The sequence below is a fragment of the Nocardia sp. NPDC050435 genome (assembly GCF_040655395.1).
Classification (GTDB): Bacteria; Actinomycetota; Actinomycetes; order Mycobacteriales; family Mycobacteriaceae; genus Nocardia.
In genome coordinates, this window is record NZ_JBFAJW010000001.1 from 134523 (window position 1) to 158835 (window position 24313).

The 24313-nt window shown below is 69.6% G+C and carries 24 protein-coding genes; 4 read left to right on the forward strand and 20 right to left on the reverse strand.

Annotated features, from left to right (window positions below; translation table 11 throughout):
- The 4 genes from AB0I43_RS00590 to AB0I43_RS00605 all read right to left on the reverse strand — a co-directional run bounded on the left by AB0I43_RS00590 (position 1) and on the right by AB0I43_RS00605 (position 4504).
- Positions 1 to 1329: a MupA/Atu3671 family FMN-dependent luciferase-like monooxygenase gene (locus tag AB0I43_RS00590; RefSeq protein ID WP_356977458.1), complete on the reverse strand. Its 1329-nt coding sequence runs from the start codon at positions 1327 to 1329 to the stop codon at positions 1 to 3.
- Positions 1326 to 3014 carry a fatty acyl-AMP ligase gene (locus AB0I43_RS00595; protein WP_356977456.1) on the reverse strand — a complete coding sequence of 563 codons (1689 nt, stop codon included), beginning with the start codon at positions 3012 to 3014 and terminating at the stop codon, positions 1326 to 1328. Before AB0I43_RS00595 ends, AB0I43_RS00590 begins: the two co-directional genes overlap by 4 nt.
- A 578-nt stretch (positions 3015 to 3592) precedes the next feature.
- Positions 3593 to 3991, reverse strand: coding sequence for a PPOX class F420-dependent oxidoreductase (locus AB0I43_RS00600; RefSeq protein WP_356977454.1), 399 nt, complete (start codon positions 3989 to 3991; stop codon positions 3593 to 3595).
- Positions 3992 to 4027: 36 nt separating this feature from the next.
- Entirely contained in the window at positions 4028 to 4504 is a 477-nt protein-coding gene (locus tag AB0I43_RS00605) for a DUF1772 domain-containing protein (protein ID WP_356977452.1), read from the reverse strand.
- 187 nt (positions 4505 to 4691) lie between these two features.
- On the opposite strand from AB0I43_RS00605, the gene AB0I43_RS00610 reads away from it, so the two are divergent.
- Positions 4692 to 5993 (forward strand): hypothetical protein, encoded by a 1302-nt coding sequence (locus tag AB0I43_RS00610; protein WP_356977450.1) that lies wholly within the window; start codon positions 4692 to 4694, stop codon positions 5991 to 5993.
- The gene (locus tag AB0I43_RS00615) at positions 5990 to 7366 is read left to right on the forward strand and encodes a PQQ-binding-like beta-propeller repeat protein (protein ID WP_356977448.1); all 1377 of its coding nucleotides are present in this window, start codon (positions 5990 to 5992) and stop codon (positions 7364 to 7366) included. Before AB0I43_RS00610 ends, AB0I43_RS00615 begins: the two co-directional genes overlap by 4 nt.
- Before the next feature lie 268 nt (positions 7367 to 7634).
- Here AB0I43_RS00615 and AB0I43_RS00620 read toward each other — a convergent pair whose 3' ends face one another.
- The 4 genes from AB0I43_RS00620 to AB0I43_RS00635 form a co-directional block, all read right to left on the reverse strand.
- Positions 7635 to 8534 (reverse strand): tyrosine-protein phosphatase, encoded by a 900-nt coding sequence (locus tag AB0I43_RS00620; protein WP_356977447.1) that lies wholly within the window; start codon positions 8532 to 8534, stop codon positions 7635 to 7637.
- Between the two features lie 46 nt (positions 8535 to 8580).
- Entirely contained in the window at positions 8581 to 9606 is a 1026-nt protein-coding gene (locus tag AB0I43_RS00625) for a phosphotransferase family protein (protein WP_356977446.1), read from the reverse strand.
- A complete protein-coding gene (locus tag AB0I43_RS00630; protein ID WP_356977444.1) occupies positions 9603 to 10724 on the reverse strand; it encodes a hypothetical protein in 1122 nt (373 codons plus the stop codon). The genes AB0I43_RS00625 and AB0I43_RS00630 overlap by 4 nt, the downstream gene beginning before the upstream one ends.
- 116 nt (positions 10725 to 10840) lie before the next feature.
- The gene (locus AB0I43_RS00635; RefSeq protein WP_356977442.1) at positions 10841 to 12025 is read right to left on the reverse strand and encodes an epoxide hydrolase; all 1185 of its coding nucleotides are present in this window, start codon (positions 12023 to 12025) and stop codon (positions 10841 to 10843) included.
- 82 nt (positions 12026 to 12107) lie between these two features.
- On the opposite strand from AB0I43_RS00635, the gene AB0I43_RS00640 reads away from it, so the two are divergent.
- Complete coding sequence (locus tag AB0I43_RS00640) at positions 12108 to 12680, forward strand: CGNR zinc finger domain-containing protein (protein WP_356977439.1); 573 nt, start codon at positions 12108 to 12110, stop codon at positions 12678 to 12680.
- On the opposite strand, the gene murQ is transcribed toward AB0I43_RS00640, so the two are convergent.
- The 9 genes from murQ to AB0I43_RS00685 all read right to left on the reverse strand — a co-directional run bounded on the left by murQ (position 12677) and on the right by AB0I43_RS00685 (position 21109).
- Positions 12677 to 13582 carry an N-acetylmuramic acid 6-phosphate etherase gene (gene murQ, locus AB0I43_RS00645; protein ID WP_356977438.1) on the reverse strand — a complete coding sequence of 302 codons (906 nt, stop codon included), beginning with the start codon at positions 13580 to 13582 and terminating at the stop codon, positions 12677 to 12679. The genes AB0I43_RS00640 and murQ overlap by 4 nt on opposite strands.
- Complete coding sequence (locus AB0I43_RS00650) at positions 13579 to 14442, reverse strand: MurR/RpiR family transcriptional regulator (RefSeq protein WP_356977436.1); 864 nt, start codon at positions 14440 to 14442, stop codon at positions 13579 to 13581. Before AB0I43_RS00650 ends, murQ begins: the two co-directional genes overlap by 4 nt.
- Complete coding sequence (locus AB0I43_RS00655; RefSeq protein WP_356977434.1) at positions 14429 to 15598, reverse strand: anhydro-N-acetylmuramic acid kinase; 1170 nt, start codon at positions 15596 to 15598, stop codon at positions 14429 to 14431. The genes AB0I43_RS00650 and AB0I43_RS00655 overlap by 14 nt, the downstream gene beginning before the upstream one ends.
- Positions 15598 to 17127, reverse strand: a complete 1530-nt coding sequence (locus tag AB0I43_RS00660; RefSeq protein WP_356977432.1) for a sodium:solute symporter — start codon at positions 17125 to 17127, stop codon at positions 15598 to 15600. Before AB0I43_RS00660 ends, AB0I43_RS00655 begins: the two co-directional genes overlap by 1 nt.
- A 73-nt stretch (positions 17128 to 17200) precedes the next feature.
- Positions 17201 to 18124 carry a BadF/BadG/BcrA/BcrD ATPase family protein gene (locus AB0I43_RS00665; RefSeq protein ID WP_356977430.1) on the reverse strand — a complete coding sequence of 308 codons (924 nt, stop codon included), beginning with the start codon at positions 18122 to 18124 and terminating at the stop codon, positions 17201 to 17203.
- 125 nt (positions 18125 to 18249) lie between these two features.
- Positions 18250 to 18423, reverse strand: a complete 174-nt coding sequence (locus tag AB0I43_RS00670; protein ID WP_356977428.1) for a hypothetical protein — start codon at positions 18421 to 18423, stop codon at positions 18250 to 18252.
- A gap of 133 nt (positions 18424 to 18556) precedes the next feature.
- Positions 18557 to 18961, reverse strand: a complete 405-nt coding sequence (locus AB0I43_RS00675) for a hypothetical protein (RefSeq protein ID WP_357430897.1) — start codon at positions 18959 to 18961, stop codon at positions 18557 to 18559.
- 68 nt (positions 18962 to 19029) lie between these two features.
- On the reverse strand, positions 19030 to 20589 hold the full coding sequence (locus tag AB0I43_RS00680) for an adenylate/guanylate cyclase domain-containing protein (protein WP_356977424.1): 1560 nt from the start codon (positions 20587 to 20589) through the stop codon (positions 19030 to 19032).
- Between the two features lie 220 nt (positions 20590 to 20809).
- The gene (locus tag AB0I43_RS00685) at positions 20810 to 21109 is read right to left on the reverse strand and encodes a hypothetical protein (RefSeq protein WP_356977422.1); all 300 of its coding nucleotides are present in this window, start codon (positions 21107 to 21109) and stop codon (positions 20810 to 20812) included.
- Positions 21110 to 21259: 150 nt separating this feature from the next.
- On the opposite strand from AB0I43_RS00685, the gene AB0I43_RS00690 reads away from it, so the two are divergent.
- Positions 21260 to 21703: a VOC family protein gene (locus AB0I43_RS00690; protein ID WP_356977421.1), complete on the forward strand. Its 444-nt coding sequence runs from the start codon at positions 21260 to 21262 to the stop codon at positions 21701 to 21703.
- 20 nt (positions 21704 to 21723) lie between these two features.
- Here AB0I43_RS00690 and AB0I43_RS00695 read toward each other — a convergent pair whose 3' ends face one another.
- The 3 genes from AB0I43_RS00695 to AB0I43_RS00705 are packed head-to-tail and all read right to left on the reverse strand — an operon-like array spanning position 21724 to position 24243.
- Positions 21724 to 22629, reverse strand: a complete 906-nt coding sequence (locus AB0I43_RS00695; protein ID WP_356977420.1) for an aminoglycoside phosphotransferase family protein — start codon at positions 22627 to 22629, stop codon at positions 21724 to 21726.
- Complete coding sequence (locus tag AB0I43_RS00700; protein WP_356977419.1) at positions 22626 to 23252, reverse strand: LysE family translocator; 627 nt, start codon at positions 23250 to 23252, stop codon at positions 22626 to 22628. The genes AB0I43_RS00695 and AB0I43_RS00700 overlap by 4 nt, the downstream gene beginning before the upstream one ends.
- Position 23253: 1 nt before the next feature.
- Positions 23254 to 24243 (reverse strand): DUF2332 domain-containing protein, encoded by a 990-nt coding sequence (locus tag AB0I43_RS00705; RefSeq protein WP_356977417.1) that lies wholly within the window; start codon positions 24241 to 24243, stop codon positions 23254 to 23256.
- Positions 24244 to 24313: the final 70 nt, after the last annotated feature.

Consider the following 24313-nt stretch of genomic DNA (forward strand, 5'->3'; position numbering starts at 1 on the left):
TCACAGCGAACGTGCTTTGCCCGCGAGGGCGGCCAGCGATTCGAGGCCGTCGAGCACCGTCGGCGCGGCCACACCGAAATCGATGAGGCTGGCGATCTCGCCGGCGCCCGCCTGGCGCAGGCTCTCGACCATCGACAGCGCCGATTCGGGGGTGCCGAAGAGGCCGTTGGTGCGGTAGTAGCGCTCGAAAGCGAAGTCCAGCACCTTGTTTCGCGAACGATCGTCCAAGGCGTCGAGCGACTCCGCGCCGCGCCGCCACAGGTCGACCGAATCCGCGAGGTAGCTGCGGAACGGCCCCCGCACGGTGTCGCGCACCGCGGCCTCGTCGGCTCCGACGAAGGTGTGCAGCATGACCGTGACCTTGCCCGCGTCGGCGTCGTGCCCGTGGCGGGCGCGGGCCTTGCGGAAGGCGGTGATCTTGTCCGCCAGTTCGTCGACGCTCTGGAAGAGCAGTGCGGTCAGCACATTCGCGCCGAGTTCGCCGGCCATCTCGAAGCGTTCGACGCCGCCGCTGCACGTCACCCAGGTGGCCAGCTCCGGCTGGATCGGGGTGGGGAAGATGCGCACCGGGCGCGGTTCGCCCACGCCGTTCGGCAGCGTGACCGACGCGCCGCGCCAGAGCCGCCGCACCGTCTCCATGCCGGAGCGGGTGGCCTCGACGCGGGTGACGTAGTCGTGCGGCGCGAGCACGAAATCGTCGGGGTTCCAGCCGGTGGCGAAGGCGACGTCCACGCGGCCGTCGGAGAGGTTGTCGACCACCGACCAGTCCTCGGCCACCCGCACCGGGTTGTGCAGCGGCAGCACCACGCTGCCGGCCCGGATCCGCACCCGTCGCGTGATCGCGGCCAGCGCCGCGCCGAGCACGGCCGGGTTCGGGTACAGGCCGCCGAACTTGTGGAAGTGGCGCTCGGGCAACCAGATCGAGCTGAAGCCGTGCGCGTCGGCGAAGCGGGCGCTGTCGAACAGCAGCTGGTAGCGCTGTGCGTCGGCGTGCTGTGCGTCGCTGGCGAAGAAGAACAGGCCGAAGTCCAGACCGGCGCCGGCCGGGCGGAGCAGGGGAGCGGCCGGTACCGGGTGGCCGCCGGGCGCACCGTGTTCGGTGACGGCCGTGACCAGGTCGGCGACGCACATGCCGCCGTAGATGTCCTCGGCGGAGAGCTCGACGCCGAAGCGGTCCTCGAGGATGGTCAGCAGCTCGGCGGCCTTCACCGAGTCCAGGCCGAGCGCGGTGAGCGGGGTGCGCGGGTCCACGGCATCGAGTCCCAGGCGCTGCTGGGCCCAGTGCAGGAATACGGTGGTGGTGTCGGCGTCGTCCTGCGGCTGGCTCATATGGCCCTCGATTCGAATGCGTCGGCGTACAGGTGGCGCAGATGCGACCGGCGGATCTTGCCGCTGGTGGTCTTGAGCACCTGGCCTCTGTCGACGAACAGCACGCGATACAGCGCGACGGCGTGGTCCCGGCTGACCGCGGACCGGATCGACTCCTCCAGGGCGGCGGTGTCGGCGGCGTCGTCGAGTTCCTGGACGACGACCAGCCGCTCCTCGCCGTGGATCTCGACGGACAGTGCGGCGCAACCGCCGCGGCGCAGGCCCGGGTGCGCGGATTCGACGGTCCATTCGATGTCCTGCGGGAACAGATTCCGCCCGTTGATGATCATCAGCTCTTTGAGCCGCCCGCAGAGGAACAGATTTCCCTCGACCAGAAATCCGAGATCTCCGGTCCGCAGATATGTCGTGCCGTTTTCACCGGCGATTTCGGCAGCGAAAGTGTGCGCGCTTTCCTCGGCTTTGTTCCAGTAGCCCGTGGTGACGCTCGGGCCGTGCAGCCAGAGTTCGCCGACGCGGCCCGGATCGGCGCGGCGCAGGGTGACGGGATCGACTATCGCCCCCGTCCCGGCCCGGACCGGGCCGTAGTCGACCAGTTCCCGGCCCGTCGAATTCTGCGTGACGAGACCATTTTCCAGATCCTCGTTCGCGAACTCGCGTGTGCGGACACCGGATCCGACCGGCCCGCCGCCGACATACAGGGTGGCCTCGGCGAGCCCGTAACCGGGAAAGAAGCTTTCCCGGCGAAATCCGCTGCGGGCGAACTTGTCGGCGAAGGTCGACAGCACCGTGGGATTCACCGGTTCGGCACCGACGAACGCCACATTCCAGCGCGACAGGTCCAGTTCGTCCGCCTCGGCGTCCGATATCCGTTCGGCGCAGATTCCGTAGGCCAGATTCGGTCCGCCCGCAGTGGTATTCGGCTGTTGCGCGATCTCGCGCAACCAGAGCAGGGGCCTGCGCAGAAAGGTTTCCGGGGCCATGAGCGTCACCGGATATCCCACGAACAATGGCAGCAGAATTCCCAGAATCAGGCCCATGTCGTGCGAGGGCGGCAGCCAGTGCACGGCCGCGGTGCTTTCGGTGTGCCCGAGTGCGCGCCGGAGGCAATCGAGATTGTCCACGAGGTTGCGGTGGCGCACCACCACGCCTTTCGGGGAGCCGGTGGAACCGGAGGTGTATTGCAGGTGCGTCACGTCGTCGGCCCCGGGCAGCGGCGCGTCCAGCGGCTGCGGGGACGGCTCGCCCTCGGCCGCCGTGGTGTCGATGATCCGCTCGTCGGGCCAGCTCAGCAGCTCGCGCGCCACCGCCGCCGCGGCAGCGGGAGCCAGGACGGCGACGGCGCCGCTGTCGCGTGCGATCGCGGCCACGGTGTCGGAATGTCGTTGCGAGGTCGGCACATACAGCGGCACGGCCACGCGCCGGGTCAGCAGGCAGGCGAAAAAGGCGTGCACCATGTCCGGGCCCGGTGGGCAGAGCAGCAGAATTCGATCACCGGGTGCGCTGATTTTCCCCAGCCGGGCCGCCAGGTCGAGCACACGGTTCAGCAGCAGGGCGTAATTCTCGACCTCGCGCCCGCCGCGCCCGTCGAGAAAGGTGTAGGCGACCTGCGCGGGTTGTTCGGCAGCGCGACGGAGCAGGACGTCCGCCAGAGTCGACGGACGCCCCGATAATTCTTCGTTACTCATCGACCTTCGAACCTCCTGAATCAGCTGTGGCCACACGGGACGAACGACATTCAGGCATGCGGAAAGGCACCTGGGCGCGGCGGCAGAGTTGTTCCGCGCGCAGGACATGCATGTATATACACGACCGACCGGCCGACGCTTGGCGCCACGTCGGGCACCTCATCACCAAGCGATTTATTCTGGCGTTGGACTGTTGACCATATTCGTCGCGGCGAAAGATACTGCGATATTGCGGATCACACGCGCCTCGTGCGCGACTCGCTTCGAGCGGCCGACCTCGGAGCACAATTCGTCAGCGGCACGACGGAGGTGGATCGGGGGAACCGGGATCGAGCTCCTTTCGCGTTGGTGCCCAACGGTAATGGTCGGGCGTGGCCGCTGGATCCGCGCCGCGCCGAACGGGAGCCGAGAATCCCGAAACGTCCCAATTGATTTCGTCCGGCGGCCGGTCGGCGCGTGTTCCGGACAGCGGGCCGGGGACGCACAGAACCGCTGTGCAGCAATGTTTCCCGGGGGTGGAACACGAAAAGGGCGTACCCGGTGTGCCGGGAACGCCTTTTTCGCGTGCTGTCTCGTGGCTAGCCCGCGGCGCGCCCCGCGAAGTCGAAGGAGCCGCCGTCGATGCCCCAGGAGATGATCCGCTCGGGGCGAATCCGGATGATCGCGCGCTCCTGGTGCGGGAACGGCGGCTCCTGGTCCTCGAGCGCCTCGGCCTTGCCGCGCACCTCGACACCGCGGATCACGTACGGATCCATCGAGACCTGCTCGTCCACGACGAACGACACCTGGCTGCCCGCCTCGACATTGCGGTACTTGCGGCTGGTGCGCATCTGCATGCCGCCGATGTCGATCGTGCCGTCGGCGTTCACCCGGTAGCCGGTCGGGTTGTTCTGCACGACGCCGTCGGGCGACACCGTGGCCAGGCGGCCGATCCCGGCCTCCGCGAGGAACTGCTGCTCGTTGCTGGTGAAGGTCATGGCACTACTCCTTGGATGGTGATGTCGGGGGTCTGGTCAGAGCAGGATCAGTGCGACGCACAGTCCGGCGAGGGCGAGGAACTGGAGGCTGACCCGGTACTTCAGGATGCTGTCCCACTTGTCCTGCAGGGCACGGGCATTGGCCGGGATGACGCCGCTCCGCGCGGCGGCGGTCTGCTGGGTGTTGATCGGCTTGGCGATGCGGGCGTAGAGGGCGAGCCAGGTGACCAGCGCCGCCACCGCGACTCCCGCCGCGACCGCGGCGCCGATCTGCCCGGCCAGCACTGCGATCAACACGGTGAGCACCGCGGTGACCACACCGGTCACCCCGACGACCGGCATGCGCTTGTCGCCGTAGTAGTGCCCCCAGCCCGCGCTGATGGTCACCGTCGCGTCATCGAGCCTGCGGTACACCGACCGCATGATCACGGCCCCGCAGACATCGGTGCCGTAGACGACGGCGTTGGCGAGAACGGCGGCAACGGCAACGATCTGGCCGGCGACGATAAGCATGTCGATCTTCCCTCTACTCGGAATCTAGCAACGCTAGGAACTGGAGCAACAGTAACACTGGCGTGGCTAGATTGTCTAGCGTTGCTAGATTTCTGGGTACCGGCGCAGCAAGAGCGACCCCGTGCCGCAATGTGCCCCCGGCACAAGGGTTTTGTGTGGCGGCGCGGGGTTCGACAGAATGCAGATCATGGATGACGGTGACGAGCGGGAGGTGCGCGCGCCCTCGGCCGCCGTGACCCGGTGGACAGTGGTGCTGACCTGTGTTGCCGTCGTCGCGGCCGCCTATCTGCTCGCCGGGTTGCTGCACGAACGGGAGCCGGAGTTGACGACCGCGCCGGTCACGCCGGTTCCGGCTACCACGGAGCCGCCGGAGCCCGAATACACCTACGTCACGCCGACAGCCACCTATCCGGTGCGGATCCCGGGGTGTGAGGTGGTCGAGCCGCCGCAGGAAGACCGGACGGTCGGGATGGCCTTCGCCGGCACACGCGAGTACGACAATCCGTCCTACCCGTGGTTCTCCGGGCCCAAAGCCGGTGCGATGACGCAGGCGCTGCGGGCCGCGCTGCCCGGCGATGTCGAGATCGCGTTCGCCCCGGTGGACGCATCGCTGATATTCCAGCCGATTCTCGGTGATGGCACGCAGTCGCTCGGCGGTTTCACCGACGCGCGCGCCACGCTGCTGCGCGGCGGCCGGGTCGGGTCGCTGTCGGTGACCGTCCGGCAGTCCGGCGAGCCGGTCCCGCCGTGCGTCGCCGGTGCGCTCGACGAGCGGCGGCGCCTGCCCGACGGCACGACCGTCGACCTCCATGACACCTGGTACGAGCTGGGCGGAGGGCGAACCCTGACCCGCACCGCCACGGCCTATCTGCCCGACGGCTCGGTCGTGCACGCGAGCGCCTCCGACGGGACCGACGGCGGTATCCGCGCCATCGTGCTGACCGGCGAGGAACTCGTCGCGCTGGCCACCGCCGCCGGACTCGGCACCACCGCGCCCATCCCGCCCGGCACGTCCGGTCCGCCCGAATCCTGTGGGTACGCCGATTCCGCTCCGGTGATCGACCGGGCTCAGGCGCGCCGATGGGACGCGGTGCTTGCCGGGATCCCACTCGGCGAGCTCACCCTCGATCGTCCGCTCGGTGCGCTCTTACCGGCCGACACCGGCGGTGTGTGCCAGGTAGTTCGGGTGACCACGCCCGATCGGCCCTCGCGGCTCAGCGTGTCGATCAGCACCGGGCGCCCGATGCCGGATCGTCCGTCGAACAGTCGCGCGCGCTCCTTGCCGGACGGGGCGGTGGTAGAGACCGAGCAATGGCAGGGCACGACAATCGGGTCCGGCGCTCCGATGCGCATGGGGCGCACGGTCACCGTCACCCGGCCGTCCGGGGTGGAAATCGTGGTCAGCTCCGCCGAGGCGCCCGAGGAGGCGCTGCCGTACGAACTGCTGGAGGCGATCGCCACGAATCCCGGTTTCGAGGTGACGCGATGATCCCCGGCCTGCGCAACCTCATGCTCGCCGCCACCGCCGCCGTCGTCACCAGCACCGCCGCGATCGTCGTGCTCACGCAGCCCGAGGACACGACGCGCAAGATCACCGGCACTTCGGACGCCGCTCCCGGGCTCGCCTGGTCGCTCGGCGCCGCCGACTACGGGCGGGCGGACGCGGAGTTCCGCCACCCCCGCGAGGGCACCGCATTGGATTGGGGTTCACCGGGATTCATCGAGGCCGGTGCCACCCTGGTGACGGTGCTCGGGTCACCGGACGGCGACTACTCGGGGCTGCGGGACCCGCTGCTCGTCGGCATCGACGCCGCCACCGGTGCGCGGCGCTGGCAGGCTCCCGCCGCCGACCTCCGCGGCTGCGGACTCACTCCGGTCGACGGCCAGATCGTCTGCTACACCTTCGAGGAACTGGTCGGCTACGACGTCGAGACCGGCACGGTCACCCGCACCCCGGTCGACTTTCTCACCTTCGCCCTCCAGACCTTCGACGATCGAATCTATCTCGCCGAGGGCGACGTCGAATCCGACGATGTGCGCGTCCACGCCGGAACGCTCGCCGACCCGGACGCGTACTGGACCCAGCCCTACGAGATGGGCGCACTCTGGGAAGACCCGGTCTCCGAATCCTTGGACGTCGCCCACGGCCAGGGCGTGTTCACCCTCGGTGGCGACATCGCCGGCTTCGACCTCGCCACCGGAAAACCGACCTGGCACGAGCGCGCGGTGGGCTGCTCCGACGCCACCGAAACCCTCGGCGCCCTGGTCGTGCTGCCGCGCGCCGCCTGCCGCGGTGACCAGACCGAGGGCACCGCCGTCCTCGACCGCACGGGCCGCACGCTCGCCACCACCGAAAGCCCGGTCGCCCACCATCTTTCGATCGACAACCCCACCGACGACACCGTCCCCCTCCTGCTCGCCGACGGCGCCCACGACCGCCGCACCGGCGCCCGCCTCTGGACCAGCCCCGACCTGGTCACCGCCCCACGCGCGGAGTACAACAACACCACCACCGGCACCGCGTCCGCCATCCTCGGCGACATCGCCCTCCTGGAAGACAGCAACGCCCGCACCCTGACCGGCCTCGACCTCCGCACCGGCACCCGCCTGTGGCGCACCGAAAACCTCCGCTACGGCGGACTCCTGGCCGGCGACGGCCACACCGCCCTCTTCTCCGACGCCGCCGGCCTCTGGGCCCTGGACCTCCACACCGGCACCCCCACCTGGGACATCCCCTTCCTCGCCATCACCGCCAACCGCCCCGCCCTCACCGGCCCCGGCCACCTCACCACCCACGGCAAGGGCAACTACACCTACGCCACCACCCACACCATCCTCCGCCTCCGCCCCCTCACCCATTGACGGCCGCCTCGTGCTCTCGATGAGGATGAACGACAGTGCGGCAGCGCTGCTCGACCTGCGCGCCGGTTTCGCCGGCCTGGACCCCGAGGACGAACTGCCCTCCGGGCTGCGCGAGTGGATCGACGCAGGAATCGGCCGTCGCGGTGAAATCGTGTGCTGGGAGCCGATGCCGGAACCGAGCGCAATTCGACCGACCGGTTTGCATTGGGGCGGGACGGTGGGGGAGTGCTCGCCCCGGGCGACGCTGCCCGGGGCGAGCACTGGATGCTCAGCTCAGGAGCTTGGAGCGCAGTTGGGCGGCGGTGGTGGGGGTGAGGCCGAGGCCGGTGGTGACGTACTTCTCGACCGAGCCGTAGTCCTGATCCATGCGGGCCCAGGCGGCTTCGAGGAAGGTGGCTTCGACGCCGAGGATGGGGTCGAAGATCTGGGCGGCGGCTTCGCCGTACTGCGCCACGATCTGGTCGCGTCGCGCCTTGATCGACTTCGCCGAGAACTCGTTGGTGAGCAGGAAGTCGGCCATGATCGTCTCGCGGGCGACGCCGGCCAGGCCGAGCAGGGTGGCGGCGACCCAGCCGGTGCGGTCCTTGCCCGCGTTGCAGTGGAAGACCTGGCGGCCGGGCGTGGTGGCCAGCGCGGTGAGCAGCTCGCCGATGGCGGCTCGCTCACTCGAACCGGTCACGAAGGTCCGGTAGACGTTGCGGGCGAGTTCGCGAGCTTCCTCCTGGCTGCGAACCGCGCCCGCCTCCTCTTCGATATTGCCGCTCAGGATCGGGATGTTCCGGTAGGCCACGCCGTCGGGCAGCCGGTCCGGTTTCGCCGCGATCTCCGCGGGCCCGCGCAGGTCGTAGACGGCGGCCAGCCGCAGTGAGCGCAGCGTGGCCAGGTCGGCGTCGCTCGTGGTGAAAACGTTCGAGCGGTAGAAGACGCCCTGGCGCACGCGCTCACCACTGCCGGCCGGGTATCCGGATCCGAGGCCGCCGACATCGCGGAAGTTGTCGACCGAAGCCAGTCTGGGCGCGGCGTTGTCGCCGGAATCGGCGGAGCCGCTGGATGATCCGGTGTTCGCGGGTGCGGGCTGGGCGGTGGCCGTCGCCTGCACGCCGGCCGCGAGAACGCTTGCTACGGCAGCGGCAGCGGTGAGGCGCACGAGCCGATGATGAATGGTCATGTAATTCCCTAACTAACGTGAAAAATGGTGTGCCGAACGGGCGCGGTCAACCCAGCAACTGTTCGAGGCGCGCGGTGCAGAAACCGGTGATGTTCATCTCCGGCGGCAGCTGCACGCGATGTGCCATGCGCAGCAATGGGATCGAGAGCAGCACCGCGGCGAGGATCTCGTTGTAGCGCAGGTTGCGCACCGGCAGACCGCTGCGCTGTTCGTAGTGGGCGATCGTTTCCGCGCGGCTCGGGGTGCCGGGCAGCGGCGCGCGGCCCTCGAATTCGGTGCTGGCCCATTCGAGGAAGAGCATCCAGGCCAGATCGGCCTCGTGATCGCCGAGGTAGGCGATCTCCCAGTCGAGCACCCCGCTGACCCGGAACTCGGTGTCGTAGAGGATGTTCGACATGCGCGCGTCGCCCCAGCACAGGGTGATGTGTTCGGGCGTGTACTGGTTCGCACGCAGGTACTCGATCGCGCGCCGATAGATCCGCGGCTGCTCGCCCCCGCACGCCCAGTCCAGCGCGGTGTCCAGGTAGTGGACGATCTGCCGCACCGGATTGGTGTCCTGCGGGCCGGGCATCAGGAAACCCAATCGCAGTGCCCGCCAATCCAGCCGGTGGATCGCGGCCATCATGTCCACGCAGCCCCACCACATCCGCGTGCGATCGGCGGGTTCGGCGTCGAAGTAGTTTCCCGCGGTGTGATACGACGGGAAATCGCTGGGCGCCTCGCCCTCGAGCCGGTTCATGACGAAGTAGGGGCTGCCGAGCTGGGCGTCACCGCGCTCGAGCCACGCGACGGTGGGCACCGGAATCGGAGTGTCCGCCAGTCGTTGCATGACCAGGACCTGGCGCAGCAGATCGTAGTCGGGAAACAGGGCGTCTTCCGGTGGCCGCCGCAGGACCAGCGGCACCGCCCCGAATCCGTCCTCGACCTCGAACAGGTAGGTCTCGGTCGCGAAACCCCGTGCCGTGCGGGCGAAGTCGCGGATCCGGGCCTTTCCGGTGCCGGGTAGATAGCGGCGCACCTGAGGCTCGAGCAGCGCCGGGATCTCCTCGGGAGCCGGCCGGGCGACGCTCACGATCCGTACCCCTCGTACCCGTACCGTGCGTTGCGACCCATGAACACCATCTCGACCAAGCCGTAGCCGACCTTCCCCGCGCACTCGACCCGGCAGAACGTCTCCGACAGCATGCTCGCCGGCCGCAGATCGGCCGTGTCGGTGAGGTCCGCGACGAAGTGGTCGCGCCAGGTCTCGCCCCGCCACATCCCGGAGGCGTAGCCGCGGTAGCGGTCGTAGCCGGCGATGCCGGGCCAGAAATCCGAGATCGGGGTGACGGCGAATTCGCGCGCCCGCCCGTCGGCGTCGTGCGCGGTGAAGCTGCCGCCGCTGACGATGCGGAAGTCGTCCCGGAAGGTCAGCGCGTGGTCGGTGCGCACGATGGGCGTGACCGATCCGGTGGAACCCAGGCGCGGCAGCACGTTTCCCTCGAAGTGCCAGCGCTGCCCGTCGGCGGTCTCGCGCTGGGCGAAATGCACCAGCTCGTCCTCGAATTCGAAGATGCCCATGTAGTAGAGGACGCCGTCGGGCACGTCGCCCGGCCGCAGATCCTCGCCCTCCCCGAGGCTGCCGCCGCCTCCGCCGTGCCGGGTGCCCCAGGAGTGGTCGCGCCCGAACCACCAGGTTTCCGGATCGATCTCGGTGCGCTTTCCGTCCACCTCGAACCAGCCGGAGATGCGGCCGTTCTGGTAGTACCGGCGCGCGTCCTCGCGCACCCGGCCGCGACTGCGGAAGAACGCGGGTTCCTGTTCGTAGGCGGGGAATTCGCCTTCGAAGTCCAGTTGCAGCGCGATGCCGCTGTCGTTGTCGCCGAGGCGGGCGTGGACTTTGCGCAGCGGTTCGATCACCTCGTAGCGATACGGGCCGACCTGCCACGACCCCAAATCGTCGTAGCGTCCGCCGATTTCGCGGGACAGGCGCACCACGTGCGCCTGCTTGCCGCCGACGGTGATCATCGCGTAGGCGTCGCTCACGTCCCGATTGGGGTAGCGCGCCAGGCCGGTCATGATGCTCACCGTGCCGGTGGTGTCGAAGCCGTACATGACCACGCGTTCGGTCCAGCGCAGATCGCTCTGCTGGACGTGATCGAACGTGGTGGGTAGCTGATGACACAGCAGTTCGTCTTGGGGCGTCAGCACTGACGGGACCTCTTCTCGTGTGTGGCGATACCGCCACCGGTAATACGTTGCGTGGTGCATCGTATTTGAAGAGGGCTGGATTGGGAACCGGTTTCAGCAGATTGGCGGCAGGCTCCTCAGCGTCCGGCGGCCAGCACGGCGGCCAGGCCCTGCTGGAGGTCGGCGACGAAATACTCGGGAACCTCGAGCGAGGGGAAGTGGCCGCCCCGGGGCGGGGTGTTCCAGTGGACGATCCGCCGGTAGCGCTCCTGCGCCCACGGGCGCGGAGCCTTCTCGATATCGCGGGGATACACACTGATCGCCGCCGGGACCTCGACGCGCAGCCCGGGGTCGAACGCGTTGATCCCGCCGTGGCTTTCGTAGTAGATCCGTGCCGACGACGCGCCGCTGCGCGTCAGCCAATACAGCGTGACGGTGTCGAGAATCCGGTCGCGCGAGATGGTTTCAAACAGGCTGTCCACGTTGTCGGTCCACTCGGCGAACTTGTCCAGGATCCAGGCGAGTAGACCCGCGGGCGAGTCGACCAGCGAGTAGCCGATGGTCTGCGGCCGCGACGCCTGCTGCTTCGCGTAGGCCGCGCGGGGCCCGTTCCAGAACGCCCGGGTCTGTTCGACCCACGCGCGCTCGGCGGCGGTGAGCCCGGCGGTGCTCAGGCCGGGCGGCGCCTGCGGTGTCAGCGTGTGGATGCCCAGCACCTGGTCCGGGAACCTGCCGCCGAGAACCGTGGTGATCACCCCGCCCCAGTCGCCGCCGTGGGCCACGAACTCGTCGTAGCCGAGCCGGTGCATCAGCTCCACCCAGGCGGCGGCGATCTTCCCGACGCCCCACCCGGTGGTGGCCGGCTTGTCGCTGTAACCGAAGCCGGGCAGGGCGGGGATCACGACGTGAAACGCCGGTGCGCCTTCGGCTTTCGGATCCGCCAGTTCCTCGGCGATGTCGGCGAATTCGGCGACGCTGCCCGGCCAGCCGTGCGTCAGCAGCAGGGGAGTGGCGTCCGCGCGGGCGGATCGGCGGTGCAGGAAATGGATGCCCAGGCCGTCGATGGTCGTGCGGAACTGGCCGAGGTGATCGAGCCGCGCCTCGAATGCGCGCCAGTCGTATTCGGTGCGCCAGTAGTGCAGCAGGTCGCTGAGGTCGGCGAGCGGGACGCCCTGGTCCCAGCGGTGCGGGTCGGGTGCGGGCCGGACGACCGTTTCCGGCTCCGGTAGCCGGGTCGCCGCCAGTCGCGCGCGCAGATCGTCGAGTTCGGCGTCGGTGGCGTGGGCCTGGAAGGCGTGGACAGCACTCGTCGAAGCAGGCATGAAACCTCCTGTGTTCGGTGGAACCGGCTAAGACGGTTCTAACATGTCTCGTCTCCGAGCCGCAACCGGCTATGGTGGTTCCATGTCCGCAGAGTTCCCCGATTTCCGCCTCGGCAGCGTGCTGGCGACGAGCTTCACGGCCACGCTCACCGAACGCCGCGGCGAGCCGGTGGAGCGCATTCCCACGCCGCGGCGACTCCTGGATTGGCTGGCGGTCAACGGCTTGGCGGTGGCGTCCTGCACGCCCGACCAGCTCGAACTCGCGCGCCGGCTGCGAGAAGCCGTGCACGCCGCCGCGACGGCAGTCGCGGTCCAGGATCCACTGCCCCGGTCCGCCGTCCGGATCATCAACGAACACAGCGCGCGAGGCCGGGCAACGGCGGCTCTCACCGCCGCGGGCAAGCGGGAATGGCGGCTCGGAGCGTCCGATCTGGAAGACGCGCTCGGCGTGATCGCCGCCGACGCGATCAGCATCGTCTCGGGCGAACGCGACGGCCGGATGGCGCTGTGCGCCTCGCCGACCTGCCGAGCCGCCTTCTTCGACACCAGTCGCAGTCGCACCCGCCGCTGGTGTGAGATGAACACCTGCGGGAATCGGGAGAAGAAGGCTCGCTTCCTCGCCAATCAGCGCAAAAGCGCCGGCTCGGCCCGCTAGTCGCCCACGGCCGCGCGCACGAATCCGTTCGATCGGGTGAGCAGCGTGCGGGCCGTCGCCGCGTCGACCCCGGCCAGCTGCATGACGATCGCCGTTTTCGGATGTCCGGCGGCGGCGTCGAGCAGCGCGGCGGCGGCCGGCAGGTCGACGCCGGTGGCCTCGGCGACGATGCGGCGGGCGCGGTCGACGAGCTTGGCGTTGGTCGGGCGCACGTCGACCATGAGGTTGCCGTAGACCCGGCCGTCGCGGACCATGCTCGCGGTCGAGAGCATGTTGCAGACCATCTTCTGCGCGGTACCGGCCTTGAGCCGGGTGGAACCGGTGAGCACCTCCGGGCCGGTGTCGATCTCGATGGCCACGTCGGCGAGCGCGCTGGACTCGGCGTCGAGGTTGCACGAGAGCGCGATCGTGGTCGCGCCGACCGCGCGCCCGTAGCGCAGCGCCCCGAGGACATAGGGGGTGCGACCGCTCGCCGCCAGACCCACCACGGCGTCGGCGGCGGAGAGTGTCACCGCGGCCAAGTCCTGCTCGGCCCGGGCCGGATCGTCCTCCGCGCCTTCGACCGCCTGGGTGAACGCGCGCGGACCACCGGCGATGATGCCGAGCACCGCACCGGGATCGGTGCCGAACGTCGGCGGGCATTCCACCGCGTCGAGAACGCCCAGCCTGCCGCTGGTGCCGGCCCCGGCGTAGATCAACCGTCCACCGCGTTCGCGCGCCGCGACGATGCGTTCGACCGCGCGGGTGATCGCTGGGATCGCCTGCGCCACAGCCGAAGCCACGCGCGCGTCCTCGGCGTTCATGACGCGCAGCACCTCCTCGACCGGCATCGAATCGAGCGCGGCGGTGCGCGGATTGGCGAGTTCGGTGGCCAGTGCCGCGATCCGGCGGGGACGGTTCACCGAACCTCCTTCTTCCGGCGGTCGGCGACCGCGTCGTAGGTCCGGCGCAGCGCGTCGTGTGCGCTCGGAGTGCGTTGCAGGACACCGACATAGAGGGTGTCGACGATCAGGAGCTGACTCATCCGGCTCGCCAGCGCCGCGGAACGGAAGCCGTCTTCCCGGCCGGCCACGAGCACGGTATGGCGCGCCGCGCGAGCGAGTTTGGATTGGGTGCCGGCCGTCACGGCGACCGTCGTCGCGCGGGTGCGCCCCGCCCGCTCGACCGCGTCGACGATTCCGGCGGTCTCCCCGGAGTGGGAGAAGGCGAGCAGCACATCGCCGGCCGCGAGCAGGCTGGCCTGCACCAGCGCGTCGTCCTCGGACGTGCAGGCGCCGCACCACATGCCGATGCGCGTGAGCTTCTGCGCCATGTCCATGGCCACGAGCCCGGACGCCCCGATGCCGATGAGCTGCACGCGCCGCGCGCCGACCAGGGCGTCGACGACGGCCTCCATGGTCGCGGGGTCGGCGAGCTCGGCGGTGGCCAGCATCCCCTCGGTCTCGAACGCGGTCAGCTTGTGCAGCACCTTCGACAGCGCGTCGTCGGCGTCGATGTCGGTGGCGAACACCGGTGTCCCGCTGTCGGTTCCGGCGGCGGCGAGTGCGAGACGCAGCTGAGGATAGCCGTCGTAGCCGAGCGTCTTGGCCAGGCGCACCACCGCGGAGGTGCTGGTGGCCGACCGCTCCGCGAGCTGGTTCACCGTCAGCTGGGCGACGGCGGCCGGATCGTCCTGGATCACGCGCGCGACCTTGAGCCCGCTGGGGGTGAGCCCCGGCATCGCCGCGAGCAGCCGCGTCCGGACGTCGTCAGCGGGGGCCACGGCACTCTACCGTTAGTCGGCGCGGCGGCTTTCGCGCGGTGCGGCAAGGGAACCCGTTGGCCCCGGGGGTGACCGAGCCGAGCACGCTGGCGTGGGTCGCGCCGGTGCAGGCGGCGACCGTTCCGGTGTGACCGTGCACGGTGAGGTAACCCAGCACGGCGAAGGCGGTGGCCTCCTTGGCGGCCGAGGGCAGGCCGAGATCGTCGGAGGTGCACAGCCGGGCCGAACCCAGCCGCGCGCGCAGCGTCGCCAGCAGGGCCGGGTTGCGGGTGCCGCCGCCCGAGGCGATGACCTCGGTGGGCGCGTACGGGTCGAGGGCGTCGGCGATGGTGTGTGCGGTCAGGGCGGTCACAGTGGCGACGATATCGCCGGGCGCGAGCGTCCGGCCGCGCAACACGCGCTCGAGGTAGGCGCGGTTGAACAGTTCCTTGCCGGTCGATTTGGGCGGCGTTTCGACGTAATAGGGTTCCGCGAGAAGCTGTTTCAGCAGGTTCTGGTCTATTCTGCCGCGTGCGGCGCGAGCGCCCGCGCGATCGAAGTGCTCCCGGTCGCCGGTGACGAGGGCCACCGCGGCGTCGATGAGCGCGTTACCGGGCCCGGTGTCGAAGGCCGCCGGAACGTCCCCGGTGACGGTCACGTTCGCGATTCCGCCGATGTTCAGCGCTGCCGCACGGCCCGGGCGTCCCGCCAGCCACAGCACGTCGAACAGCCCGACCAGCGGGGCGCCCTGGCCGCCTGCCGCGATATCGCGAGCCCGGAAATCGCTGACGACGGGCAAGCCCGTTCGCTCGGCGATCCAGGCGGGCTGTCCGAGTTGCAGTGTGCCGTGCGTGCCGCCCTGCGCGACCCAGTGGTACACCGTCTGCCCGTGTGAGGCGACGAGATCGGCGGCGCCGTCGAAGAATTCGGCGTTCGCCGCTGCCGCGACCGCCGCGAATTCCTGGCCGATCGCGGTGTCGAGGCGGCACACCGTGGCCATGTCGACCGAACCCGGCGGCAGCGCGGCGATCAGCTCCGCGCACAGCCCGGGGGAATACGGGCGGCTGAGCAGCCCGGCGATATTCACCTCCAGCGTGTCATCCCGCAGGTCGATCTCCGCGCCGACCGCATCGATCGCGTCGTGCGAGGTGCCCGACATCAGGCCCAAGACGCGCATCAGGCCACCGCCCGCGCCTCGTCGGGCTCGACCGGAGCGGGAGCGGGATGAAAACGAGAGGTGATCCCGCCGACGACCAGGGTGACGACGACCCCGATCGGCACCAGCCACTGAGCGGCGATGCCCTTTTCGGTCACCGTGCCCGCGACCATGACATCGATTTTGATCACGCGCACCACGAACGTCATCACGATCACCGTGACCACGAAGGCGACGATCGCGTCGAACTGATTGGCGCGCTTGACGAGCCGGCCGAGCAGGAACGCACCGAGCAGCGCGCCGTAGGTGTAGCCGGCGATGGTCAGCGCCGTGAGGTACACGTTGCCGGTCGTCGCGCTGAAACCCATGGCGCACAACGCCATCAGCACCGCCCACACCAGCGTCATGATCCGCGCCAGGCGCAGCATCGTCTCGTCGGACAGCGTCGCGCGGCTGAAACTGCGAATGATGTCCGCGACAGTCGAATTCGCCATCGAGTTGAGCGCCGAGGACAGCGAACCCATGGCCGCGCCGAGGATGCCCGCGACCAGCAGCCCGGAGATCACCACCGGCAGCCCGTGCAGAATGAACTCGGGGTAGAGGCTGTCCGCGCTGGAGAGCCCGAGCTCCTTGGGTGTCTTGCCGTCGTTGTAGGACCACAGCAGCGCGCCGACCAGGGAGAACGCCGCGAACTGCACGGCCACGAAGACGCCGGAGGCGATCATCGCCTTCTGACTGTCGCGCAGCGACCGCGTCGCCAGGATGCGCTGCACGATCAACTGGTCCGAACCGTGCGAGGCCATGGCGAAGATGGCGCCGCCCAGGATCGCGGTCGGCAGGGCGAAGCTGCTGGTCAGGATGTGCGCCAGGTCGAAGTCGGTGTCGAAGACGCGGAACTTGCCCGCGTGCAGCGCATCCGCGTAGCCGTCCGCGCCGACGTGGCCGGTGAGCACGCAGATCGCGATGATCGCGCCGAGCAGGTAGAGGCCCATCTGGAGCGCGTCGGTCCAGATCACCGCCTTGATGCCGCCCAGGTAGGTGTAGACCACCGTCACCAAGGTCAGAGCGATGATGATGACGTCGTAGCCGATGGTCACCCCGAACTCGCTGAGCAGCAACTTGATCGGGATCGCCGAGGCGAACAGCCGCACGCCCTCGGCGAGCAGCCGGGTGAAGACGAAGGTCACCGAGGCGACGCCCTGGAGATAACGGCCGAAGCGCAGTTCCAGGTACTGGTAGGCGCTGACGAAACCGCCGCGTTTGTACAGCGGGATCAGCACGGCCGCGACGACCGTGCGGCCGATGATGTAGCCGATCGCCAGTTCGACATTGCCGAAGCCCTGATCGGTGTACGCGCCGCCCGGAATCGAGATCACCGTGAGCACACTGGTTTCGGTCGCCACGACCGAGAAACACACCGTCCACCACAGCATTCGGCCCTCGCCGACGAAATAGTCGGTGCTGGATTTCTGCTTGCCCGACAGCCGCAGACCGATCCACGCCACGGTGACGAGGTAGACGACGATGACGGCGAGATTGAGTGCGTTCATCGCAGCTCCCCGGTGGCGCAGTGGATCGATTGCAAGTAAGTGTCAGTGGTCACACCCTCGCTGTCAATATTTGTCAGCGGATTCGAATGATCAAGGACTCCAATGCGGTTGCCGTGGCCTCGGCCAGCAGGGCGGCGCCGTCGATCGGCTGGCCGAGGGGAGTGCGGCGGTCGACGGCACCGTCGATCAGCCGATCGAGCGGGTGCAGCAGGGCCGGGCCGAGATTGCCGAGTCCGCCGGTGAGCGCGTACGGGACCGGTGGGCGCAGGCCGGACCGTTCGATCGCGGCCAGCACCGAACGGCCCAGTGCCCGGCCCGCGGCGGTCATGATGGCGGCCGCTGTGTCGTCGTCGGTGGCGGCCGCGGCCACGGCGGGTGCGAACCGCGCTGCCGTCAGCGCCGGATTCTCCTGCTGCCCAAGGAAGCTCGGCAACTCGCCGGGTGTGATCGCATAGCATTCGCCGACGGCGGCGACCAGCGCCGTGTGCGGTCCCCGGCCGTCGTGGGCGCGCAGCGCGGCCCGCAACCCTTCCAGTCCGATCCACCCACCGCTGCCCTCGTCGCCGAGCAGCGGACCCCAGCCGTCGACCCGGGTGAAGCGCCCCGCGTCGTCGACGGCGGTCGCGACAGTCCCGGTGCCCGCCGCGAGGACGACGCCGGGGGATCCGCCGAGCGCCCCCGCATGGGCGGTCACGGCATCGGAGGTGACCGCCGTGGTGCTCGCCCCGGCGTGCTCGGCCAGCTGCCGGGCGAGCTGTGCGGCCGCCTCCGGAGCGGACGCCGCCCCTGCCGCGCCGACGAAGAGCGCGAAACCGTCTGGCGGATCGATTGTTTCGAGCACCGTCCCGATGGCGTGCCGCGCCGCGTCGACACCGCCCGCGGCGGCCAGGCCGGGAGCCCCCACCCCTTCGGCGTACCGGATCTGCCGCCCCTCGGCCCGCAGAGAAGCTCGGCAGCCGGTCTTTCCGAGATCGATCGCGAGAACATAGCTGGTCACGATCGACCATCGTGGCACCTGCGCCGCACGAACGCGGCCCCTTCGCCCACCTCGCCCACCTCGCCCGCTACAGATCCTCGGCGGCAGAGGCTTTGAACCGACTCCGAACGTATTCGCGCGACGGGCTATCCGCCGTAGAGGCGAACGAAGTCCTGTCCAGGGTCGACAGCGGGCACCGTATAACTCGACGACTCCCCGTCGAGATGTGTCTCCTCGACATACCGGACCGGCTCGGGCGGCAGGTGCCGCCACCGGGCTCGCGGATCGTTCTCCTGCACCGGCTGATCGTTCTCCGACATGGATGCCCCCTCCAGAATCGCGTCACCTCATGCTACTCGCCAGGATGAATGCGGTGGCGCGCCTGAAACAGGAATCGGGCTGATCGATTCCCAGGACGTGGGGGATCGATCAGCCCGATTGCAGGCTGGGTGGTTACTTCACGCGGATCGCGGCTTTCCAGGGCCGCACGGTGGCGGGGCATTTGCGGTTGGGGTCGGGGTGGCAGGTGCGTTCGGCGGTGATGACGGAGTCGCCGAGATCGTCGGTGTGGAAGACGGCTTCGGTGTGGCCGGTGGGGGTCAGGCTGCCGGAGACGCGAGGTAGGGCAGGTGAGCTGGAGGTGGGGAGGTGCCAGGTGTAGGTGACTCCGTTTTCGCGGTAGCTGGTGAGGCGGACCTCGATGTCGTGGCCGACCTCCGCGACGACGGACCTGGCGGAGTCCGCATTGGTGAGCACCATGCCTCCGGCCGCCGTGGCCTGAACGGAGACAGTCATCGGCGTCAGTGCCAATGCCAGGAAGCCGAGCCGGCCGACGGGTCGGCAGTGGATTCGGTTCATGGGCAGCATCCAACCGGCGGCCAGCGGCCGGACATCAGTACGCCGTAAGACCGGAGTGTCGAAGCCTGTCAGGCATTTCCGGCCGGCCGGGCGAGGCGGGTCGGGGTCGGCCGGCCCCGCAACTCCACCGATTCCCCGAGCCGCCAGTGCGCGGCCTCGGCGGGATCGGCGGCGGCGACCGTTTTGTCCGAGGTGAGCAGGAGGGAATCCTGTTTCGCCAGTTCACACAAGCGGGCCGCCTCGTTGACCGCGTCGCCGATCACCGTGAACTCGTAGCGCTGCCGGGCGCCGACATTGCCCGCGACGACCCGCCCCTCGGCGATGCCGATGGCCGCCACGAAATCGGTGGCGTCGGTGTCGAGCCGGGCGCGGATGGCGCGGCCGCAGGCCAGGGCGGCGCCCGCCGCGTCGGGCAGCGGTGTGGGCGTGCCGAAGACGGCGAGCGCGGCGTCACCCTCGAATTTGTTGAGCAGGCCGCCGTGGCGTTCCACCTCGTCGACCACCACGCCGAAGAAGCGATTGAGAATCGCGACCATGTCGGGTGCGGGCAGGGACGCGGCCATGCCGGTGGAACCGACGATGTCGATGAACAGCGCCGCCGCCTCGACTTCGACGCCCCCGAGCCGGGCGTTGCCGGTCAGCGCGGCGTTGGCGACCTCGCGTCCGACGTGCCTGCCGAACAGATCCCGGATCTCCTCGCGTTCCCGCAATCCGCCGACCATGTTGTTGAAGCCGCTCTGCAATTCGCCCAGTTCGGTGCCGTCGTAGACGGCGAGTTCCAGGTCGAGTTCACCCTTCTCGACTTCGCGCATGGCTCGGCGCACGCCGTTGATCGGCGCGACCGTCGCCGCCAGCGTCTGGGTCATCAGCAGCAGGCCGATCAGCAGCGCGGCCCCGCCCAGCGACAGCACGCACACCGCCAATCGCGCGGTGCTCACGTCGTCGGTCGCCAGGGCGAGCACGGCCAGCACCATCAGCCCGGCGACGGGCAGACCCGAGCCGACCAGCCACATCAGCAGCGATCGGCCGAAGATGCCGATGCCCCTGGGGGAGCGGGCGGCGCGCGTGGACAGCACCCGCGAGGTCACCGGCCGCAACGCGAATTCGATGATCAGATAGGTGCTCGCGCACACCACCACCGCGCTGAAGGTGATGCCGAACGCGACCTTCGGGATCAGCCCGGGGTCGGCGAGGCCGGACAGCAGGGTGAGCACCACCACGCCGCCGCACCACAGCACCGCCTGCATGCGCACCAGCCGCCGGGGCACCGACGCGGCCGCCGCCTGCTGCTGTTCGGTCGGTACCGCGTCCGGGTCGAGTGCCCAGCCGAGCGCGGCCAGACCGCGCGCCGTGCCCCACCAGACTCCGATCAGCACCGCGACCGCCGCGTACACCGGCGCGGCGACGGCGTCGACGAGGACGAGTTTCTCGGTGAACACCGACGGGCCCGGGAGCACGAACCCGACCAGGGTGATCGACACGACGACACCGGCCAGGTTGGCCAGCACGATGGGCACCGTCAGCAGCACCTGGATGCGCAGTCGCCGGGTGCCGGCCGCTTCGTCCTCCCGGCCGAGCAGGCGTGACCCCCACGGGGCGGCCGTCAGCGGATCATTGCTCCGCAGCATGCTCTGCCCTCCCTTTCCGGCTTCCGACGTCGTCGGCGGCCGCGGTGCCCGAATTCGGGCGTGCCCCGCTGGTTCCGGGCAGGCCACGACGGGTTTCCGGCCGCGGGGCAACAATAGCCGCCGGGCGGCCGGTCGTGGGGTCGGGAAGCGGGCGGTGCCGGAATTGAGTGCACAAGTGTTCACTGAGACTAGCGCTGCCGGGGGTCACCCGCAACTCGGCTCAGCGTTCGTCGGGGTAGCCCCACTCCAGATCGATGTGCGCCTCGGGTGCGACGCCGCGAATGGCCGCGGTGATGTCGCGCTCGAAGGTTGTGCTCCACTCGCCGAATCCCCGGACGATGATCGGCCCGTGCTCGCTGGACACCTTGACCCAGGGCGGATTGTGGAAGACGCCGACATACATCCAGGAGTCGATCCGGTGCTCCTTCAGTACCTCCTGCACGGCGACTTCCACGGCGTCGGCCTCGTCGGGGGAGGACAGTTGCTCGATATGGATCGAGAGGTCGATATTCACGGACACGAGGCAACTCTACGGCGGCGCGCAGAGCGGTTTTCGGGACAATCGACCAGCGCGCGTCCCTCGAATGGAGGAGCGGATTCACGGACCACGACTCCATCCTGCACCGGGCCGATTACGGTGGGCACGGCATCGTCCCGAGAAAGGTCATCGATGGGCTTCGCGCAGCGTTTCGACCACGTCGGCATCACCGTCGCCGATCTCGACACCGTCACGGCGTTCTTCGTCGGACTCGGGTTGGAGGCCGATCAGAAGATGGTCGTCGAGGGGGAGTTTCTCGACACTGTGATCGGGATGACCGGTGCCGCCACCGAGATCGTCATGCTGCGGGTGCCGGGTGGCGGGACGACCCTGGAATTGTCGAGTTTCCGGCGCCCGGAGCATCTTCCGGGCTCGCCCGCCGCCCCGGCCAACGAGTTGGGCTTGCGCAACGTCGCTTTCGAGGTGACGGATCTACGGGCCGCCGTGGACCGCGCGGCGGCGGCTGGTTACGGCCTGGTGGGCGGCATCGGTGAATACGAGGGGGTGTGGCGGATGGCCTACATCCGCGGCCCCGAGGGAATCATCGTCTCGCTGGCCGAGCGCATTCTCGCGTAACCGGCCTCGGTCGGTCCGAATCACGTCAGTGCTTCGGCGAGATTGTCGGTGGCTCGGATCAGCCAGGTGGGGTCGTTGTGGCGGCGGCCCCAGAGGGCTTCGCGGACTGCGTGGAATTGGAGCCAGCGGCGGGTGTGGTGGGGTCGAGTCGGGCTGCTTCGCAATAGATGTCGAGGAGGCGGTGGAGGGTGGGGCGGAGGGACGGGGAGCGGAGCAGGGGGGGCGAAGCGGGGGCTGCGGAGGATGTTGAGGGCTTCGTGGGCGGGGTCGCCGACGTAGGTTTTCGGGTCGATCGCGAGCCAGGGTTCTCGATCGGAGGCGAGAATGTTGGCGTCGTGCAGGTCGCCGTGCACGAGCATGGCGGGTTGCCCGGGGCCGAGGTCGCGCACGGTGGCCAGCGCGGCGTGGATGACTCGCTGCGGCAGTGGGTGATCGAAAGCGGCTGCGGTGGAGCGGATTCTGTCGGCCCATCGTTCGTTTCGGTCGGACAGTCGGGGCAGGTCCGGAGGTGCGGCGATGGAGAGCCGGTGGGACAGGCGGCCTTGGATCGTGAGGGCTTCCTCCGGGTCGGAGATCGTGGCGAGCGTGCGGTGCGACGCTCGCTCCAGCAGCATTGCGTAATGGTCGTCGGCCCTGGCGAAGAGATGGGTCGCGCCGCGGCCCTGCCACGCGGCGTACGCGTCGGGTTCGTGGCGGTTGCGGGGGTGCGGGAACGACACTTTGAGAACGGCGGGCGGCAGGTCGTCGCGGCGGACCGGCACCACGATGCCGACCTGGCCGTGCAGCACCGGCCCGTCCGGTGCGCAAGACCAGCGGTGCAGCAGTTCGTCGACGAGGCCGGGGAGCGCCGCGATCCAGTCCCGCCCCTGGGATCCTGCGCGTGTGGCCGCGTTCGCGAAGGCGGCAGGGATCTCGATCGCCGTCATCGTTCGGTCGCCAGGCGGACGCCGAGGCCGATGAACAGGCCGCCGGTGGCGGTGTCGATCTTGCGGCGCAGCGCCTGATGTTCGCGCAGCCAGGCGCCGATGCGGCCGGCCAGGACGCCGACCGTGCCGTCGGCGAGGAACTCCAGGATGATCAGGACGGCGCCGAGAACGGCGAATTGCGCCCACACCGGGCCCGCGGCGGGATCGATGAACTGGGGCAGCAACGCCACCATGAACGTGAACGTCTGCGGGTTGGCCGCCGAGGAGACCACGCCGTTCCAGAACGCCCGTCGGCCGGATATGCCGACGGCGGGTTCGTCGAGCCGGGAGTACTTGCGCTGGTAAATCATTCGGATGCCGAGATACACCAGATAGGCCGCTCCAGCCAGGCGCAGTACCGTGAACACGACCGGGAAGGTGGTCAGCAGGACGGCGAGTCCGGCGGCCGCCGCGGCGATGTACAGCGCGTCGCCGGTGACGACGCCAAGGGTGGCCAGCAGCCCGGCGCGGGGTCCGCCCCGCATGCCGCAGCCGAGCACGAACAGCATGTCCGGGCCCGGCGTGACGAGGGCGATGACGGTGGTCAGCGTGAATGCGGCGAGCAGGTGCGGATCGACGGGCATCTCAGTGATCTTCGCGCACGACGGCGGTGTCCGCGAGCCAGTCGAGGGATTGGCCGTGTGGCCCGGCGTAGGCGACGGGGCGGCCGTCCAGGCTGAGCACGAACCTGTCGCGGGTGGTGTGCGGCGGGTAGGGGAGTCGCGCCGCGACGGAATCGAGCACGCCCGCACCCTCATTGGCGATCCACCGGCAGGGCAGCGCGTGCACCAGGGTTTCGAAGGCCCGACGTGACGCGGGATCGAGGTAGGTGAGGACAGCGCTGCCGAACACCACGACGGTGGCCTCCGCGGGCGCCGCGGCCACCGCCGCGGCCACGGTGTCGAGCAGGTCGCCGGTGATCATGGCCGGCGGATCCGCGCGGACGATCTCGGCCGCGGCCCGCAACCGCCGGAGGCGATGCCGCTGTTCCGGCCAGACCAGCGCTTCGAGCCACGCCATATCGTCGGGCGCGGCGACGTCGAGCGGGTTCACGTCGATACCCGTGCGCGAGACGACAATCGGGAGTTCGGCGGGGAGCGGCGGATTGCCGGTGGTCGCGCAGGGGAGTAGCACCGGCGACGCCCCGGCGGCGGGGTCGAGGGTCACCGTGTCGTCGTAGCGGTAGCTGTACCGATCGGGGTAGAGGCAGAGCCCGGCCGAGGCGCCCACCTCGATCAGCGCCAACGGCCCCGGCAACCGCGCCAGCAGGGGAAGCAGGGTGGCCGTGCGGCCGGGCTCGTTGGTCTGGGTGAATCGGGCCAGCGCCACCTCGGCCACGCGGTCCCAGTGTGCCAGCAGCCAGTCCCGGAACCTCGGGTACGGGCCCGGTTCGGCCCCGAGAAACCGTGCGGCGGCCAGCACGTGATTCGGCCGGCGTTTGCCGGCCGGAAGCTGATCGATCAGGGCGAGTATCGCGGGGTCGGACGCGATTCCGCGACTCCATGCCGCCGAGGAGGGGGAGTGCCCGCGCACTTCGAATTCGGCGAATAACTCGTAACGCTCGGCCGTATCCACTCGTCCCCCATGCTTGCGCGAGCCCGTGCCGGCACCATATCGCGGAACCGCGCCGGTGGCGGGAATGGCG